The organism is Sphingorhabdus sp. EL138 (assembly GCF_945890115.1).
Lineage (GTDB): Bacteria > Pseudomonadota > Alphaproteobacteria > Sphingomonadales > Sphingomonadaceae > Sphingorhabdus_B.
On record NZ_CAMDCK010000014.1, the window covers coordinates 51,603 to 68,034 of the forward strand.

General features: G+C 58.4%; 16 protein-coding genes. 10 read left to right on the forward strand and 6 right to left on the reverse strand.

What is annotated here, in order from left to right:
- Positions 1–7: 7 nt before the first annotated feature.
- Genes Q0O07_RS08180 through Q0O07_RS08190 form a run of 3 tightly spaced genes read left to right on the forward strand, consistent with a single transcriptional unit; the run spans position 8 to position 2,077 of the window.
- Positions 8–961, forward strand: a complete 954-nt coding sequence (locus Q0O07_RS08180; protein WP_295492405.1) for a cation diffusion facilitator family transporter — start codon at positions 8–10, stop codon at positions 959–961.
- Positions 951–1,751, forward strand: coding sequence for a PhzF family phenazine biosynthesis protein (locus Q0O07_RS08185; protein WP_295492370.1), 801 nt, complete (start codon positions 951–953; stop codon positions 1,749–1,751). The genes Q0O07_RS08180 and Q0O07_RS08185 overlap by 11 nt, the downstream gene beginning before the upstream one ends.
- Before the next feature lie 35 nt (positions 1,752–1,786).
- Positions 1,787–2,077 carry a hypothetical protein gene (locus Q0O07_RS08190; protein WP_295492372.1) on the forward strand — a complete coding sequence of 97 codons (291 nt, stop codon included), beginning with the start codon at positions 1,787–1,789 and terminating at the stop codon, positions 2,075–2,077.
- Positions 2,078–2,156: 79 nt separating this feature from the next.
- Here the strand turns inward: Q0O07_RS08190 and Q0O07_RS08195 are convergent, their stop codons facing one another.
- Positions 2,157–2,606, reverse strand: coding sequence for a peptidylprolyl isomerase (locus Q0O07_RS08195; protein ID WP_295492374.1), 450 nt, complete (start codon positions 2,604–2,606; stop codon positions 2,157–2,159).
- A 201-nt stretch (positions 2,607–2,807) separates the two neighbouring features.
- Here Q0O07_RS08195 and mgtE point away from each other — a divergent pair, with 201 nt between their 5' ends.
- Together mgtE and Q0O07_RS08205 are read left to right on the forward strand one after the other, a co-directional pair.
- Positions 2,808–4,172 (forward strand): magnesium transporter, encoded by a 1,365-nt coding sequence (gene mgtE, locus Q0O07_RS08200; protein WP_295492406.1) that lies wholly within the window; start codon positions 2,808–2,810, stop codon positions 4,170–4,172.
- 24 nt (positions 4,173–4,196) lie between these two features.
- Positions 4,197–4,601, forward strand: coding sequence for a DUF1489 domain-containing protein (locus Q0O07_RS08205; RefSeq protein ID WP_295492376.1), 405 nt, complete (start codon positions 4,197–4,199; stop codon positions 4,599–4,601).
- Here Q0O07_RS08205 and Q0O07_RS08210 read toward each other — a convergent pair.
- The 4 genes from Q0O07_RS08210 to Q0O07_RS08225 are packed head-to-tail and all read right to left on the reverse strand — an operon-like array spanning position 4,598 to position 8,529.
- On the reverse strand, positions 4,598–5,269 hold the full coding sequence (locus Q0O07_RS08210) for a DsbA family oxidoreductase (protein WP_295492378.1): 672 nt from the start codon (positions 5,267–5,269) through the stop codon (positions 4,598–4,600). The genes Q0O07_RS08205 and Q0O07_RS08210 overlap by 4 nt on opposite strands.
- Positions 5,269–6,138, reverse strand: a complete 870-nt coding sequence (gene nudC / locus Q0O07_RS08215; protein ID WP_295492380.1) for an NAD(+) diphosphatase — start codon at positions 6,136–6,138, stop codon at positions 5,269–5,271. The genes Q0O07_RS08210 and nudC overlap by 1 nt, the downstream gene beginning before the upstream one ends.
- Before the next feature lie 16 nt (positions 6,139–6,154).
- A complete protein-coding gene (locus Q0O07_RS08220) occupies positions 6,155–7,456 on the reverse strand; it encodes a serine hydrolase (RefSeq protein WP_295492382.1) in 1,302 nt (433 codons plus the stop codon).
- Positions 7,453–8,529 (reverse strand): A/G-specific adenine glycosylase, encoded by a 1,077-nt coding sequence (locus Q0O07_RS08225; RefSeq protein WP_295492384.1) that lies wholly within the window; start codon positions 8,527–8,529, stop codon positions 7,453–7,455. Before Q0O07_RS08225 ends, Q0O07_RS08220 begins: the two co-directional genes overlap by 4 nt.
- A gap of 22 nt (positions 8,530–8,551) precedes the next feature.
- Between Q0O07_RS08225 and Q0O07_RS08230 the strand changes: the two genes are divergently transcribed.
- Genes Q0O07_RS08230 through Q0O07_RS08250 form a run of 5 tightly spaced genes read left to right on the forward strand, consistent with a single transcriptional unit; the run spans position 8,552 to position 14,917 of the window.
- The gene (locus tag Q0O07_RS08230; protein WP_295492407.1) at positions 8,552–9,091 is read left to right on the forward strand and encodes a DUF721 domain-containing protein; all 540 of its coding nucleotides are present in this window, start codon (positions 8,552–8,554) and stop codon (positions 9,089–9,091) included.
- Positions 9,092–9,144: 53 nt separating this feature from the next.
- Positions 9,145–9,819: a thioredoxin domain-containing protein gene (locus tag Q0O07_RS08235; RefSeq protein ID WP_295492386.1), complete on the forward strand. Its 675-nt coding sequence runs from the start codon at positions 9,145–9,147 to the stop codon at positions 9,817–9,819.
- A gap of 28 nt (positions 9,820–9,847) precedes the next feature.
- The gene (locus Q0O07_RS08240; protein ID WP_295492388.1) at positions 9,848–10,585 is read left to right on the forward strand and encodes a thioredoxin domain-containing protein; all 738 of its coding nucleotides are present in this window, start codon (positions 9,848–9,850) and stop codon (positions 10,583–10,585) included.
- 52 nt (positions 10,586–10,637) lie between these two features.
- On the forward strand, positions 10,638–14,051 hold the full coding sequence (locus Q0O07_RS08245; RefSeq protein WP_295492390.1) for an AAA family ATPase: 3,414 nt from the start codon (positions 10,638–10,640) through the stop codon (positions 14,049–14,051).
- The gene (locus tag Q0O07_RS08250; protein WP_295492392.1) at positions 14,048–14,917 is read left to right on the forward strand and encodes an alpha/beta hydrolase; all 870 of its coding nucleotides are present in this window, start codon (positions 14,048–14,050) and stop codon (positions 14,915–14,917) included. Before Q0O07_RS08245 ends, Q0O07_RS08250 begins: the two co-directional genes overlap by 4 nt.
- On the opposite strand, the gene Q0O07_RS08255 is transcribed toward Q0O07_RS08250, so the two are convergent.
- The coding region (locus tag Q0O07_RS08255) for a cisplatin damage response ATP-dependent DNA ligase (protein ID WP_295492394.1) at positions 14,914–16,432 on the reverse strand (1,519 nt) is incomplete at its 5' end. The genes Q0O07_RS08250 and Q0O07_RS08255 overlap by 4 nt on opposite strands.

A 16,432-nucleotide genomic window follows, 5' to 3' on the forward strand; every position in this document is an offset into this window, starting at 1 on the left:
TATCACGATGAGCCTTGCGCATAATCACCATCACCATGCGCATGGTGATTTAACCAAGCGCGCGGCCATAGCCAGCGTATCGGTAGCTTTGTTTCTGTTGGCGCTGAAGATATTTGCGGCAACCGAAACCGGCTCAGTCGCCTTATTGGCCTCATTGGCGGATACTGGCTTTGACGTTTTGGCATCGGTGCTGACATTATTCAGCGTCCGTTATGCCGCCATGCCCGCCGATGATGATCACCGGTTCGGCCATGGCAAGGCAGAGGCGCTGTCTGCGCTGCTTCAGGTCGTGTTGATTACCGTATCGGCCATATTGATCGCATGGCGCGCCATCGTGCGCTTTGGCGCGCAGGAACAGACCGCCCACCCCGAATATGGCATTGGCGTTTCGGTCATTGCCATCGTCGCCACTTTGGGTTTGCTGGCCTATCAACGGCAGGTGGTCCGCCAAACCGGATCGATCGCGATTCAAGCCGACCATGTACATTATCAAAGCGACTTGTTGCTCAACATCGCGGTGATCGTTGCGATACTGCTCGACAATATGCTGAATGTGCGCGGGGCTGATCCTGCATTCGGGATTGCGATTGCCTTATGGTTATCATGGGGTGCCTATCGCGCCGCGGGCTTGGCGCTCGACCAGTTGCTGGACCGCGAATGGCCGGAAGAAAAACGCCAGCGTTTCATTGAAGTCGCACTGCGTCATCCTGAATTGCGCGGCATTCACGATATGCGCACCCGTTCCAGCGGCACGCATGATTTCTGCCAATTCCATGCATGGGTCGATCCGAATATGACGGTTGCGGCGGCACATGATATCATGGACGAGGTGGAGCAAGCGTTGATGGACGCGTTTCCGGGCGTCGAAGTCCTGATTCACCCTGACCCCGAAGGGCATAAGGATGAAATGGGCTATATCCCGGCGGAAACCATAGAACGTGGCGAGAAACATGACGACTGAACTTCCGTATTTCCACGTAGATGCTTTCGCGGACCGTCCCTTCACGGGCAATCAAGCCGCCGTTATGCCGCTGACTAAATGGCTGGATGACGCCGTGCTTCAGGCGATTGCGGAGGAAAATAACTTCGCCGAAACGGCCTTTTATGTGCCCGACGCAACGGGCGCGGCGGATTATGAACTGCGCTGGTTTACCCCAGCCGTGGAAATTCGCCTGTGCGGTCATGCGACATTGGCAAGCGGCTATGTCATTTTGAGCCAAAACCCGGCGTTGGACCGCGTGACATTGCGCACGCGCAAGGCGGGGATATTGGAAGTGCGCCGCGCAGGCGATGCTTATGCTGTCGCCCTGCCCGCCATTCCGACCGAGCAAGTCGACAATGCGGAGATGATGGCGGCGATGGGTGGCACACCTTTGTCGATGCGCAGCAACCCCGACAGCTATAATATGTTCGTCTATGCCACCGCAGCCGAAATATTGGCGCTCAAGCCAGATATGAAGGCGCTGGCGACCTTGGGCGATGACAGCTTCACCGCCACCGCACGCGGCGACGACACCGACATCGTCAGCCGCGTATTCGTGCCTGGTGCAGGCGTCGATGAAGACAGCGTCACGGGCAGCGCCCATGCGGTCATCGCGCCATATTGGGCATCCGTGCTCGGCCGCGACAGCTTCACCGCCTATCAGGCATCGGCGCGCGGCGGATATTTGGGTTGCCAGCTAGAGAATGACAAAGTTTGGTTGTCAGGCCATTGTTTTACGGTAGTAAAGGGCGTGTTCAGCTTGCGCTGACCATCAACGACATTCCATAGTTCAAAGGATCAAACATGCTAAAGTCATTCGCCGTCGTATCGGCACTCCTGCTTTCATCCGCCGCAATGGCGCAAGATGCACCGCCGCCCGCGCCAAGCGGTGGCGGGCCACAGCCAGAGCAGATTTTCGCTTTTCTCGATGCCAATAAGGACGGCTTCATTGCCAGAGACGAGGCGCAAGGTCCGTTGGTGCAATATTTTTCGAATATTGATGCCGATAAGGACGACAAGATTTCAATGGACGAATTGAAAGCCGCAATGGCCGCGATGCGTCCGCCTGAGCCCACACAAGGTGGCAGCGACTAATCACTACCCGATTATAAGCAAACAAAACGCGCGGGAAGCCAATAAGCCTCCCGCGCGCTTTTGCTTATAGTCTTGATTATTAAGCTACGGTCGCCTTGCGGATTACGCCAGGGTTCGCAGGTGGCTCACCCTTTGGCAAAGCGTCAACATGCTCCATACCGCTGATCACTTGGCCCCAGACGGTGTATTGACGGTCCAAAAAGCTGGCATCGTCAAAGCAGATGAAAAACTGGCTATTGGCGGTGTTCGGATCATTGGTCCGCGCCATGGAGCAAACGCCGCGCACATGCGGTTCTGCGTTAAATTCCTGCTTCAGATTTGGCTTCGACGAACCGCCCATGCCAGTGCCATTGGGGCAACCGCCCTGCGCCATGAAGCCGGGGATGACGCGGTGGAACTTCACGCCGTCGTAAAAACCTTCGCCGACAAGTTCGGTGATGCGGGCTACGTGGTTGGGGGCAAGATCAGGACGCAGCTTGATAACAACGTCGCCGCTGTCGAGCGAAAGGGTAAGTGTTTCATCGGCCATATTGATATTCCTTCAGGCTTTTAAAATGGATGATGGCCGCCCTAGGGGATGCATCGCATAGGTGCAAAGCCAAAATCATTGCTTTTTGACGCCGCCTGCGTAGGAGGGGCGAATTCTTACTATAACGTCTCAGATTGAAAAACGGGAGGCCCGCAATTGACCAGCGACATCGCCAACCCGGCCATCATTGACCCCGAAATCATGGAAACGCTGGACGAAGACAATCGCCTGACGCGCGATTATGTTGACCGCGTTCTCGACGCTGTTGACGACGGCGATCTCGACGAAGTCTACAGGCTTGTGGAACCCCTGCACGAAGCCGACATTGCCGACCTTCTCGAACTGACGCCATCCGAACGGCGCGGTATACTCGCCATTAGCCTAGGCGACCTGATGAGCGCCGAGGTGTTGGCCGAGGTCAACGATTATGTCCGCGAAGACATCATCGACGCCCTGCCCGCATCGCAAGTTGCCGGACTTGCCGGACAGTTGGATACCGATGACGCGGTCGCGATTATCGAGGATATGGAGGAAGAGGACCAGCAAGCCGTTTTGGCCGAGCTGGACCCCGAAGACCGCGCCGTCATTGAAGATGCGTTGTCATATCCCGACGAATCCGCTGGCCGTATCATGCAGCGTGAATTGGTCGCGGTGCCGGAACATATGACCGTGGGTCAGCTCATCGATTATCTGCGCGATCGCCAAGACCTGACCACCGAATTCTGGGAAATCTTTGTCGTCGATCCGCAGCATAAGCCTGTTGGCACATGCAAATTGAGCTGGATCATGCGCAGCCAGCGCAAGGTGCCGGTCAGCGAAATCATGATGCATGAACAAACGCTCATCCCGGTCGATATGGATCAGGAAGAGGTCGCGTTACGTTTCCAGAAATATGCCCTGATTTCTGCGGCTGTCGTCGATGGTTCTGGCCGGTTGGTGGGGGTCATCACCGCCGATGACATTGTCCATATTGTGCAGGAAGAAGCCGACGAAGATATCCTACGCCTGTCGGGTGCTGGCGAAGGCGACATTAACGAGCCGATTTCGGAAAGCTACAAGGCGCGCGTCCGCTGGCTGATTGCCAATTTGGGCACGGCGATGGTCGCAAGTTTCATCATTGCGCAATTTGGCGCGGCGATTGAAACGATGGTCGCGCTCGCGGTTTTGATGCCCATCGTCGCGTCCATAGGCGGCAATGCAGGGACGCAGACTTTGGCCGTGACGGTGCGGGCGCTGGCCACCAATCAGTTGACCCAGTCCAACACTATGCGCTCAATTTGGCGCGAAATCCGCGTGGCGCTGCTCATTGGCGCAACGGTCGCGGTGATCGCTGGTTTGGGCGCTGGCCTGATTTTCAGCAACTGGCTGCTCGCTAGCGTCATTGCGGTGGCGATATTGTGCAATATTTCATTGGCTGGATTGTCCGGTGTCGCCATTCCGGTGCTGCTGGACCGGCTCGATCAAGACCCGGCGGTTTCAAGCTCCATCTTTGTCACCATGATTACCGATTCGATGGGCTTTCTCATCTTTCTTGGCCTCGCGGTCTTCAGCGGCCTTGCTGGTTAGCCGCGCAGTTCGCACATAATCCTTATGCCCTTGAACATGACCAAAATCGCCTTTGGCGCGCAAAGCCCGCAGCATCTGCGGGAACGGCTTGCGGCATATGCCCAAGATGGCGAAGTGCGGATTACCACCCGCTATTTGCCCAAGCGTGTCGCAGAAATGGCGGGCGGTTCGCTCTATTGGATTCACACGCACACAATCATCGGCAGAAGCCCGATCATCGGCTTTATGGAAAATGGCGCTGGCCGGCATTGGATCCGCATTGTACCCCAGCTCATCACCGTCCGCTCGACACCCAAGCGCGCGCATCAGGGCTGGCGCTATCTCGAAGAAGCCAACGCCCCGCCCGATCTGGATTCGGTAGAAACCGACGGCCGCGACGAAATGTCGCCGAAGATGCTGAATGAATTGATGAAAATGGGGTTGGTTTAGGCGGCGGCCCGCTTCGCCAACACCTTGTTAATCACATCGGCAAATGTCTCGGCGCTTTGGGCGCCGGGGACCATATATTTTTGGTCGAAGATGATTGCAGGAACGCCAGTGATATTCTGGTCGGCCCAATGCGACATTTCTGCCCGCACGCTCGTCGTGAGCGCGGCATCGTTGATCCATGCCAAAGCCACGTCGCGGTCCATGCCCTGCGTCTCAGCGATATCGCACAAGACGTCGGTGTCGCTCACATCGCGGCGGTCCTGAAAATAGGCCGTGAACAAAGCCATTTTCAACGCCGTCTGCGCACGCCATCCGCGCTCGCTGCCAAAAATGGTCAGCAATTTATGCGCGTTGAAGGTGTTATAAATGCGCATGCCCTCGCCATAATTAAACGCAAAGCCAACACTGTCGCCGATGTCGGACAGCCTGTTCCGGTTGGAGCGGCTTTGTTCGGGCGTGCTGCCATATTTGCGCGCGATATGCTCTGCGGTATCTTCACCTTCGGGCGGCATATTCGGGTTGAGTTCGAACGGATGCCAATAAGTTTCGGCGGCAATGTCTTGGCCGACAAGCGTGAGCGCTTGCTCCACTTGCTTCAGGCCAATGATGCACCATGGGCAGACCACGTCCGAAACGATGTCGATGCGCAGCGGCACGGCCTCAGCCATTATTGCGATACCCAATGGCGCAGCAGGCTATGTGCGATGGCAAAGGGTGGCGGCGCGTTGAAGCGGCGGTCGGCCTCGCCTTTCAGAGCGGCAATCGCCTCCTCTTTGGTCACCCACATCGCATCTTCAATCTCGTCCGTGTCGAGCGTGAGGGCTTCCCCAAGCGCATCGGCGGTGCAGGCAATCATCAATTGCGACCCGCCAAAGGGCCAGGGCTGGCTGGTGACATAACGCACCGCGCCGCAGGTGACGCCGGCTTCTTCATGGATTTCGCGGCGGACGGCCTCTTCAATGCATTCGCCGGGTTCCAAAAAGCCCGCCAGCGCCGAATAATTGCCGGGCGGGAAACGGGTCTGCCGCCCGACCAATGCCTTGCCTTCAAATTCGGCGAGCATGATGACCACAGGGTCCGTGCGCGGAAAATGTTCCTTTTCGCAATTGCCGCATTTGCGGCCCCAGCCAGCGCGGAATAACACCGTCGCCGCGCCGCAACGTCCGCAGAAACGATGCCCATTATGCCATTCGATCAGGCTGCGCGCCGTGCCATAGATCGCAGCATCCCCCGCAGGCAGCGTCGACAAAGCGCGCCAGATAGCAGGCGAGCGAAACGCATCGCCCGTCGCGTCGACCACGGCCACAAAATACGGCTTACCATCGGACAGGCCAAGCAGGATAAGCTCCTCCGACCCCTCCAGCTCCGCCAAAGAATGCCAGTGCAATTCGCCTGCGTCGGTGACGCGCGGATCAAGCCCGTCCAGGCCCAACACCCGCGCGCGCCAGTCGCCCAGCAACAGGCCAAAGGCCTCTGGATCATTGCGGATACGGTCCGCACGGTCGAGCGGTGAGCCCGTAAAACCTGGAGCCATCATCGGATCAGGCACCGCATCAAGCTGGCAAGCCCAAGTCCTTCAGGACCCATTTGGGAAAGTCTTGAGGCAATGGATAGGCACTGCTTGGCATATATTGCGCCATGCAAACGGCGCGCAATTTGCGTCTTGGGTCGACAAAAGCCACCGTACCAGCCGCACCGCCCCAGCCGAACACACCGTCATTCGCGCCCTTGCCGACCCGGCCACCCGCACCAAAGCCAGCGCCGTCGGCATAGGTGCCGTTGGTTGAAACCGCCGATGGTAGTAAATCGGACATGGCAAGTTTGGCGGTCGCCGTTGACATCACGCGGACGCCATCCAATTCACCATAATTGGCAAGCATGTTGAGGAACCGGTCATAATCGCGCGCGGACGTCACCATGCCCGCACCGCCAAAGGCAAAGGCTGGCTTGTCGAGATAAATGCTCGTCGTTGCAGGATCGATCGGGAACAACACGCCATTCACAGGCGCATAATTGGATACAAAGCGCTTGGTTTCCGACTTGGGCACTTGGAAATAGCTGCTCGTCATCTTCAACGGTTCAAAAATGCGCGCCTTCAAAAACGCCTCAAAATCCATGCCGCTTGCGACTTCAATCACACGGCCCAGCAAATCGAGCGAGATGGAATAGCTCCATTTCGTGCCCGGCTCGGCAATCAAAGGCTGCTTTGCAAGCCGTTCGGCAAATGTCTTGAGATCAGGGGTCGGCGCACTTGCGGCCTGACCCGGAATGGGAAAGCGGCTGATGATGCCCGGCGTAATGCCATTATCCAGATAGGCCTTCAACAATGGGCCCTTAGTGACAATCGAATAACCCAAGCCAGCGGTATGGGTCAGCAAATGCCGCAGGGTAATCTGCGTCTTGGCTGGCACCGCGTCCAAGCTTTTTTCCGGATCGGTCAGCACGGTCATATTGGCAAATTCGGGCAAGAAATCGGCAATCGGCTGATCCAGCTTCATCTTGCCTTCGTCGACAAGGATCATCGCGGCAATGCCGGTGACAGGCTTCGTCATGGAATAAATGCGCCACAATGTGTCGATATTCACTGGCGTCGTTTCGCCCAGCCCTTGCGTGCCCATGGCGATGACATCGGGCATTCCAGCCGCGCGACCAATGGTGGCGAGAACACCGGGGAGCTTGCCCGAAGAGATGTAGCTTTCAAACTGCGTCCGGATGGTCGGATATAAATCGGCCGCCTGTGCCCAAGCGCGCGCTGGCGCAAAGGCGCTTATGGCGCCCGCTGCGGCCAATTGGCCGCCCCATGTTAAAAACCCGCGCCGACCAATCATGGCCTGTCCGCTATCCTGCGTGTTCATATTCTCTCCCCTGCGTGCATCGCCGCCTCTGCTGCTTTTCTGAATAGGGTCGGCAGACCAGCCTTGTCGAGCGATTTTAATGGCCACCATTCGCCGTCCTTGGGGTCGTCTGCGCCTGCTGGCCATGACGTAACGGCAATGTCGAGCAGAAGCGAAAAATGCGTGAAAACATGTGACACTTGCAGTGACAATTTTTGCCAATTGGCAGGTGCAGGGGGCGTCGCATGGCCATCGCGTCGCGCCGTCCATTGATCATCTGGCAAAGCGCGCATGCCCGCCAAAAGGCCCTTGTCCTCGCGGCGCACCAACCAGACATGTCCATCCCGCTCGATCCAATATGCATTCCCTGTACGCTGTGCTTTGGCGGCCTTGGGCGTTTTGGCAGGGTAAACTTCGGGATTACCCAAATGTTTGGCATCGCAGGCAAAGGCAAGGGGGCAAATGAGACAAGATGGCGCGCGCACCGAACATATGCCCGCCCCCAAATCCATCATCGCTTGCGCAAAGTCGCCAGCGCGGTTGTTGGGCGTAATGCTGTCGGTCGCCGCGCGAATAAGGGGTTTTGACTGCGGCAAAGGCGTCGAAATCGCAAACAACCGCGACACGACGCGTTCGACATTGGCATCGACGACAACCGCCCTTTGCCCGAACGCAATCGCGGCGATCGCAGCGGCGGTATAAGGGCCAATGCCGGGCAACTTCAGTAATTCCGCCTCGGTCTGCGGCAAACGACCTTCATAGTCCGCCACAACCACGCGTGCGCATTTCAGCAAATTGCGCGCGCGAGCATAATAGCCAAGGCCAGCCCATGCCGCCATGACATCCGCATCCTTCGCCGCCGCCAGCGCCGCAAAGTCCGGCCAGATGTGCGTAAACTTTTGGAAATAGGCCCCCACCGCCGCGACCGTTGTCTGCTGCAACATGATTTCCGACAGCCACACATGATAAGGGTTGGCAAATCCCTGATCCGGCGGCGCGCGCCACGGCAGCGTCCGCGCATGCACGTCATAATGCGCCAGCAAGCGCGCGGCGATATCCCCAGATTTATGGATGGTGTGTTGGACGGCGGACATGAAAAATGGCATGGATGAGGGGATGGATAAAGGCAAGTCACCACCACCGCCAAAAGGCACCAAAAAGGCGCTGACGCCCAAAACATTTCAGCGCCCGCGCGGTGGGGAGGCGAGGTCTGTATCGTCGCTCATGCCCGATATCGGACGCGCCGCATTTCGGAAATTCGGTTTCGTCCAAAGCTCTGTCGTCAGCCGCTGGGATGAAATCGTCGGCGCGCGCTATGCCGCTGTGTCCGCGCCAGAGGCGATCCGCTTTCCGATTGGCAAGAAATCCGACGGCACGCTGGAACTTACGGTGGAGGGCGCGCACGCGACCATGATCCAGCATGTGCTTCCCGAAATCATCGAACGTGTGAACCGCTTTTTTGGCTATGGAGCCGTGGCGCGGGTCAAAGTCCGCCAAGGCCCAGTCGCCAAGCCAAAGCTGCGCCAGCCCACCGCCGCGCCCATGTTGAAACCTGTGCCGATGGAATTGGGCGATTCCTTGCGCGAAATTGGCGATCCTGAACTGTTCGCCGTGCTCGAAAGCCTCGCAAAAAGCCTTGCCAAAGGCGGCGAGTGACAGCAAATGCGCAAGCTAAGGTTCGAAGCATGAGGTCCAGCGGAATGTCACATATGAAAAAATATCTGGGCGCAGTTTTGGTGGGCGTAATGGCGCTGTCGACCGCGATCGTTGCCGCGCCTGCACCCAACAAATGGCTGTCGACCGTGACGGTCACGGACAAGGGCGCGCATATAATCGGCAACCCGGCTGCGCCAAACAAAGTGGTCGAATATTTAAGCTACACATGCGGCCATTGCGCAGATTTTGAAATGCAACAAGCACCCGCGTTCAAGGCGAAATTTGTAGCCACTGGCAAGGCTAGCCTCGAAATTCGCAACATGGTGCTCAATCCCGTCGATCTGACGGCTGCCATGTTGGCGCGCTGCGGCGGTAAGGCAAAATTCTTCGGCAATCAGCGCCATTTGCTGGCGACTCAGGCCATCTGGTCTGGCAAAACCAAAAACATCAGCGCCGCCACGCGCGACAAATTGAAGGCCGAAGATTATACAGGGTTCATGGTCAGCACCTTTGACGAAATCGGCCTTGGCCCGATCATGCAACAACGCGGGATCACACCAGCGCAAGCCAAAACCTGCTTGGCGGACAAAGCGGCGTTTAATTTTGTCATTGGTATGACCGAAAGAGGATCCGCGCTTGGTGTGCGGGGCACGCCCGCATTTTTGGTCAATGGCGTTTTGCAGGACCATATTCATAACGTTGCTGAATTACAGGCAGCACTGAAGTAAACCGAGATTCCAGACAGAAGGATATCCTATGCGTATCAAGACATTCATTTTGACAACCGCCGCCGCCATGGCCCTTGCCGCTTGCGGCGGTGCGGATAATGCTGGCGCACCCAAAGGTGAGCCGCTTGCCAAGGTTGCCGCCCCTGCCGATCAAGCGTGGGTCGATGTTGTCACCAAAACCGAATTTGGTGGCTATCAAATGGGCAACCCCAATGCAAAATTGAAGCTGATTGAATATGGCGCAATCACCTGCCCCCAATGTGCGCAATTTTCGATGCAGTCGACCGAGGAATTGCACAAGCTGGTTAATGACGGCACTGTGTCGATGGAATTCCGCCCATTCCTGGTCCATGGTATTCAGGACATTCCCGGTTTTCTTTTGGCACAATGCAGCGGTCCGGAGGCATTCTTCCCGCTGACTGAGCAGCTCTATACCGAACAGCCTACATGGCTTGGCAAAATCAGCAGTGTGACTGAGGCGGACCAATTGGCCATGCAGAAAATGTCGCCTGAACAAGTCTCAATTTTGCTTGGCACTCGATTGGGCCTGATCGAATTTGTGAAGTCACGGGGCATTAGCGAAGACCAAGCCAAAGCGTGTTTGACTGACAAGGCCGCGATTGATGCGCTGATCAAAACAACCGAGCGCGGGACGAAGGAAGACAATGTGGCTGGCACGCCATTCTTCCTGCTGAACGGTGCGAAGTTGGACGCCAGTTCATGGGTGCAGGTGAAAAGCAAGCTGGTTGAGGCCGGCGCACGCTAAACATGGCTTGGGGGGGCCATGACATCGCTTTAGCCGCAACGGGGTTCGCCCCTTGCGGATAAAGAAGCTGAAACTTGTCGGCTTCAAAAGCTTTGTCGAGCCTGCTGAACTGCGGATTGAGAGCGGGCTGACCGGCATTGTCGGGCCAAATGGCTGCGGCAAATCCAACCTGTTGGAAGCCATCCGTTGGGTGATGGGGGAAAGCAGCGCCAAATCGATGCGCGGCGCTGGCATGGAAGATGTGATCTTCGCCGGAACCGCATCACGCCCGCCGCGCGATTTTGCTGAAGTCACGATCTTGGCGGAACGCAGCGACGACACTGCCGACAGTGACAGTGACGAAGAATTGGAAGTCACCCGCCGGATCGAGCGCGGCGCGGGCTCCGCCTATCGGTCCAATGGCCGCGATGTGCGCGCTAAGGATGTCGCGCTGATCTTCGCCGACGCCGCAACCGGCGCACATTCCCCTGCTTTGGTAAGCCAAGGGCGTATTGGCGCAATAATTTCGGCCAAGCCGCAAGAACGCCGACAGATGCTGGAGGAGGCGGCTGGCATCGCTGGCCTGCACGTCCGGCGCAAAGATGCCGAGCAAAAGCTGCGTGCGGCAGAGAGCAATTTGGCACGGCTGGCGACCATCCTTGCCGATATGGACGCCCGCGCGGGACAGTTACGCCGCCAAGCGAAGCAAGCCGAACGGTATCGCACATTGACCAAAGACATGTTGCAGGCAGAAGCCCGTTTGATCTTTGTCCGCTGGCGTGAGGCCAAGGCAGCAGCAGATGCCGCACGCGCCGAGGCCAATATAGCGGCAAAGACGGTTGAGGACGCCGCCGTCGCTCAGCGCGTCCTGACCGAAAAGCAGCAAGAGGCTGTGCAACAACTTGCCGATGCGCGGGCACTGGCGATGGCGGCGCGCGATGCGGCCAGTGATCTGTCGAACAGGCTCGTGCAACTAACGGGCGAGCATGAACGGATCATCCAGCGCCAATCCGACCTCGCGGCGCAAGCGGCGCGCATGGCCGAAGATGGCGCACGCGAGGGCAGGCTGACCCATGATGCGGCAGATGCGCTTGCCCGCTTGCAGGCAGAGAGCGTCAAGCTGGCCGAGCAGATTAAAACGCAAGAGGAGGAACGCCCTGCTTTGCTGCGCACGGCGGAAAATGCCGAACGGCAAGCGCGCGAGAGCGAAATAGCATTGGCCAATGCGTCGGCTGAACAAGCGCGCGCAGATGCCGAATTGCGCGTGGCCGATGCCGCGCTGTCGGCGGCGGCGACGCGTGCGGAGCGGGCCGAACAGGCTTGCGCGCGGATCATATCGGAACGGGACGCTTTGGGGAATGAGGCGGAATATGCCGCGTCCAAAAACCAAGCCGATGCGGACGTCCAAAGCCTGCAGACACAATTGCAAGCGGACAGCAAGGCGCATGAAACCGCCGAGGCGCAGCGGGCCGCGCTGATCTCCGCCCGCGATCTTGCCCAAGTCGCCATTGCGAGTGCGAAGGCTGAACTCGCCGCGTTATTGACTGAACAGAGCGCGCTGCAGCGTTCCTTGACCAAAGGTCAAGGCAATAAGGCCATCGACCATATATCGGTGAAGCCAGGCTATGAACACGCTTTGGCCGCTGCACTGGGTGAAGATGCAGATGCGCGCATTGGCGGCGAAACGGGGCGCCGCTGGCTGGGCGGGGCGGCTGCGCTTGGCACAGTCGCCGACACCGCCCTCATTCATTTTGTCGATGCACCGCCAGAGCTTGCGGCGCGATTGTCGATGGTGCGCGTGGCCGAAACGGATGATGGCAAGCCACTCGCCCTCGGCGAACGTCTGGTGACGCTGGCAGGCAGGCTGCGCCGCTGGGACGGCTTTGCAACCGATGGCGACGGCGCGACGATTGCAGAACAATTGGTCCGCGCCAATCGTTTGGCCGAATTGGATATGCTCATCGCGCCTGCCCAAGCCGCGCTCGATGCGCAGGCGCAAAGCATTTTGCAGATGACGGATAAGATTGAAGCGGCGCAGGACGCAGTCCGCACGGCTGCGGCGGCGCGTGTCGCCAAAGAAGGCCAGTTGCGCCAAGCATTGCGCGCAGTCGATCAAGCCGAAGACGCGTTGACGCGGCTAAAATCTGCACAGGCCGCGCTTGGCGACCGAATGGCAGCCGCCGAGCAAGATCTGGCCGAGGCGCAAGCGGAGCGCACAACCGCCGACGCGGCACGTCATGCCCTGCCCGACGGGTCGCATCATGCCGACCGCGTCCAAAATCTTGCGGCAGCGCATGCGGCAACCCGCGACCTGTTGGCGCGCAATCAGGCGGACCTGTCGGGGCTGGAACAACGCATCGCGCAAAGCCGCGAGCACCGCGCCGTGACGATGGTCGAGATTCGCAGCTGGCAGGAACGCGCCGGCGAAGCCGAACGCCGGATCGCCGAAATGAACGCACGCAGCGCCGCCATCTCTACTGAGCAAGCAGAGAACGCGGGAAGGCCGGAAATGCTGGCCCGCGACATTGCTACTTTGCGGGCAGACAAAGAGCAATTGGCCGAGAAGCTCGCTGGCCTGCAAACCGCCGAAACAGCGCATGAAACAACATTGCGCGCATTTGAACGCGAATTGTCGGTCGCCGCCGAGATGCTATCTGTTGCCCGCGAAGCCCGCGCAGGCGCCGAAGCTCGTGCCGAAAATCAGGAACAGCGCCGCGTCGAAATGGGCCGGATTTCGGGGGAAAGGTTCGAATGCCCGCCGCCCGTCCTGCCGGAAAAATGGGACTTTGATGAAGATGCGATGGACGATGCGGGCCTGGAATCGAACCGCCTCGACCGCCTACAAAACGAACGCGAGCGCATTGGACCCGTCAACCTGATTGCCGCCGACGAACTGGCCGAACTGGAAATGCAGCAAGGCACAAGCGTTGCCGAAAGCGAAGAGCTTACCCTCGCCATCAACCGCTTGCGTGGTTCCATCGGCAGTCTAAATCGCGAGGGCCGCGCGCGGCTGCTGACCGCTTTTGAGGCGGTAGACGGCCATTTCCGCCGCCTGTTTTCGACCCTGTTCAATGGCGGCCAAGCACATCTTGCACTGATCGACAGCGATGATCCGTTGGAGGCTGGCCTTGAAATTTTCGCGCAACCGCCGGGCAAGAAATTGCAGTCGCTTACTTTGCTGTCGGGCGGCGAACAGGCGCTGACGGCTGTTGCGCTGATCTTCGGTTTGTTCCTTACCAACCCCGCCCCGATTTGCGTCCTCGACGAAGTCGACGCGCCTTTGGATGACGCCAATATCGAACGTTTCTGCGACTTGCTGGACGCGATGACGAAAGAGACCGAGACGCGTTACCTGATCGTCACCCACAATGCCGTGACGATGAGCCGGATGCACCGTCTGTTTGGCGTGACGATGATTGAACAGGGCATCAGCCGACTGGTATCAGTTGACCTTGGGGGCGCAGAACAATTACTAGCCGCAGAATGACTTTGCATGGCCCCATCACCAACAGCTTTATTTCCCAACGCCTTCGGCTAAATTATGTCGACTGGGGTAACCCCGACGCACCCCCGTTGCTCTTGGTCCATGGTGGCCGCGATCATGCACGTAGCTGGGATTGGGTGGCGGAGGAATTGCGCCACGACTGGCATATCATTGCACCCGACCTCAGGGGCCATGGCGACAGCGCGTGGTCGCCCGATGGCCATTATGAAATGTCTGCGTTCGTTTACGACCTGGCGCAGTTGATCCATCAATTGAACCTTGCCCCCGTCAGCATCATCGCCCATTCCATGGGCGGCAATGTTTCGACGCGTTATGCAGGGCTCTACCCCGAAAATGTCCGGAAAATGATCACGATCGAAGGACTCGGTCTATCCCCGAAAATGCAGGTGGAGCGGGACGCCATTGGTATTCAGACACGTTTCCGGCAGTGGATAGAGGATAAACGCAACGCCGCGGGTCGCACGCCAAAGCGATACCCCAATATCGAAGCCGCGTATGAACGAATGAAGACCGAAAACAGCTATCTGACCGACGAACAAGCGCGGCATTTGACCGTGCATGGCATCAGCCGCAACGAAGACGGAAGTTGGAGCTGGAAATTTGACCATTACCTAAATGTTTGGGCCATTTTCGACATGCCCCGCGAAAATCTTTTAACATTGTGGCAGTCAATCAATTGTCCGGTGATGATGATGTATGGCGCCAATAGCGGCGCATCCAACCCCGAAAAGGACGGGCGTCTCGCGCATTTCCCGACGGCAAAGGTCGTGGAATATGAAAATGCCGGCCATTGGTTGCACCATGACCAGTTCGACCGCTTCATGGCCGATGTGCGGGCGTTTCTCTAACCAATCATAGCGCGTAGGGCCGCAATCGTATCTGCCTCATCGGCTGGCTTGTCGCGGCGCAGGCGGGAGATGCGCGGGAAACGCATCGCGATGCCCGATTTATGCCGCTTCGATTCGTGCACCGCGTCAAACGCGACCTCAAGCACCAATGACTTTTCAACTTCACGCACGGGACCAAAGCGCGCAACCGTGTTGTCGCGCACGAAACGGTCCAGCCATTTCAGCTCCGCATCGCTGAACCCGGAATAGGCCTTGCCCACGGGCAACAAGGTGCCGTCGGGCGTCCAGCAGCCAAAGGTATAATCCGAATAAAAAGACGAGCGTTTCCCGCTCCCGCGTTGCGCATACATCATGACGCAATCGGCGACGAGCGGTTCGCGTTTCCATTTGTACCAAAGGCCGACTTTGCGGCCTGCCAAATAAGGCGAATCGCGCCGCTTGAGCATGACGCCCTCAATCGCCGCTTCACGCGCACCTGCACGCATTTCCGCCAGATGGTCGAAATCGCGCGCTGCGATGATCGCGGACAGGTCGAACCGGACAGTGTCGAGTCTCGCGGCGAAATATTCCAGCCGCTCCCGCCGTACGCTCCAAGACTGGCTGCGTAGATCCTGCGTCCCGTCGAACAAAATGTCGTATAGCCGCACGAACACCGGATATTCCGCCTGCATCGCGGCGGTCACATTCTTACGGCCCAAGCGTTGTTGCAGCGCATTGAAACTGGCCGCCTCCCCCCCTTGCACATCGCCGCGCACCAATAATTCGCCATCGACCACGCCAATGCCGGTGAAGGCGGCGGCGATTTCCGGAAAGGCTGCCGTCACCTCATCGCCACCCCGGCTGAATAACCGCGTCTCGCCGCCGGTTGACGCAATCTGGATACGGATTCCATCCCATTTCCATTCGGCGACGAAATCTTCCAGATCCACGCTCCCCTCTTCCAACGGATGCGCGAGCATGAAGGGCCGGAAAAACGCGCTGTCGGCGGGGTCGGGACGCGCGGACTTGCCCTCGCCCCACGCAAACAGCTCCGCATAAGGCGGACGAAGCGCGTGCCAGACCTCTTCAACATCATCCACGGACAGGCCAAAGGCCTGCCCAAAAGCGGTTTTGGCCAGTCGCGCCGATATGCCAACGCGCATGCCACCTGTTGCCAGTTTCAGCAGCGCATAACGGCCATTGGCGTCCAGCCTGTCCATCAGTTCCGCCAGCAATAAGGGCGCACGCAAACGGCTTGCGGTATTCAGCAGGTCGATGACCTCCGAAACCGTTGGCGCAGCGGCATCAGCATGAACGTCCGGCCACATCAACGCGACGGTCTCTGCCGTATCCCCCACATAATCGCGGCTCATGCGGAACAGCATGGGGTCAAAGCGTTCCTCGGCCATACTCCGGATCGCCGCCGATTTCACCGTCGCAATGCTAAGCGTGCCAGCCAGCGCCGCCAATGCCCAGCCACGGTCCGGATCCGGCGTATCGCGCAAATAATCGGCGATCAACCGGACCTTTTGGTCG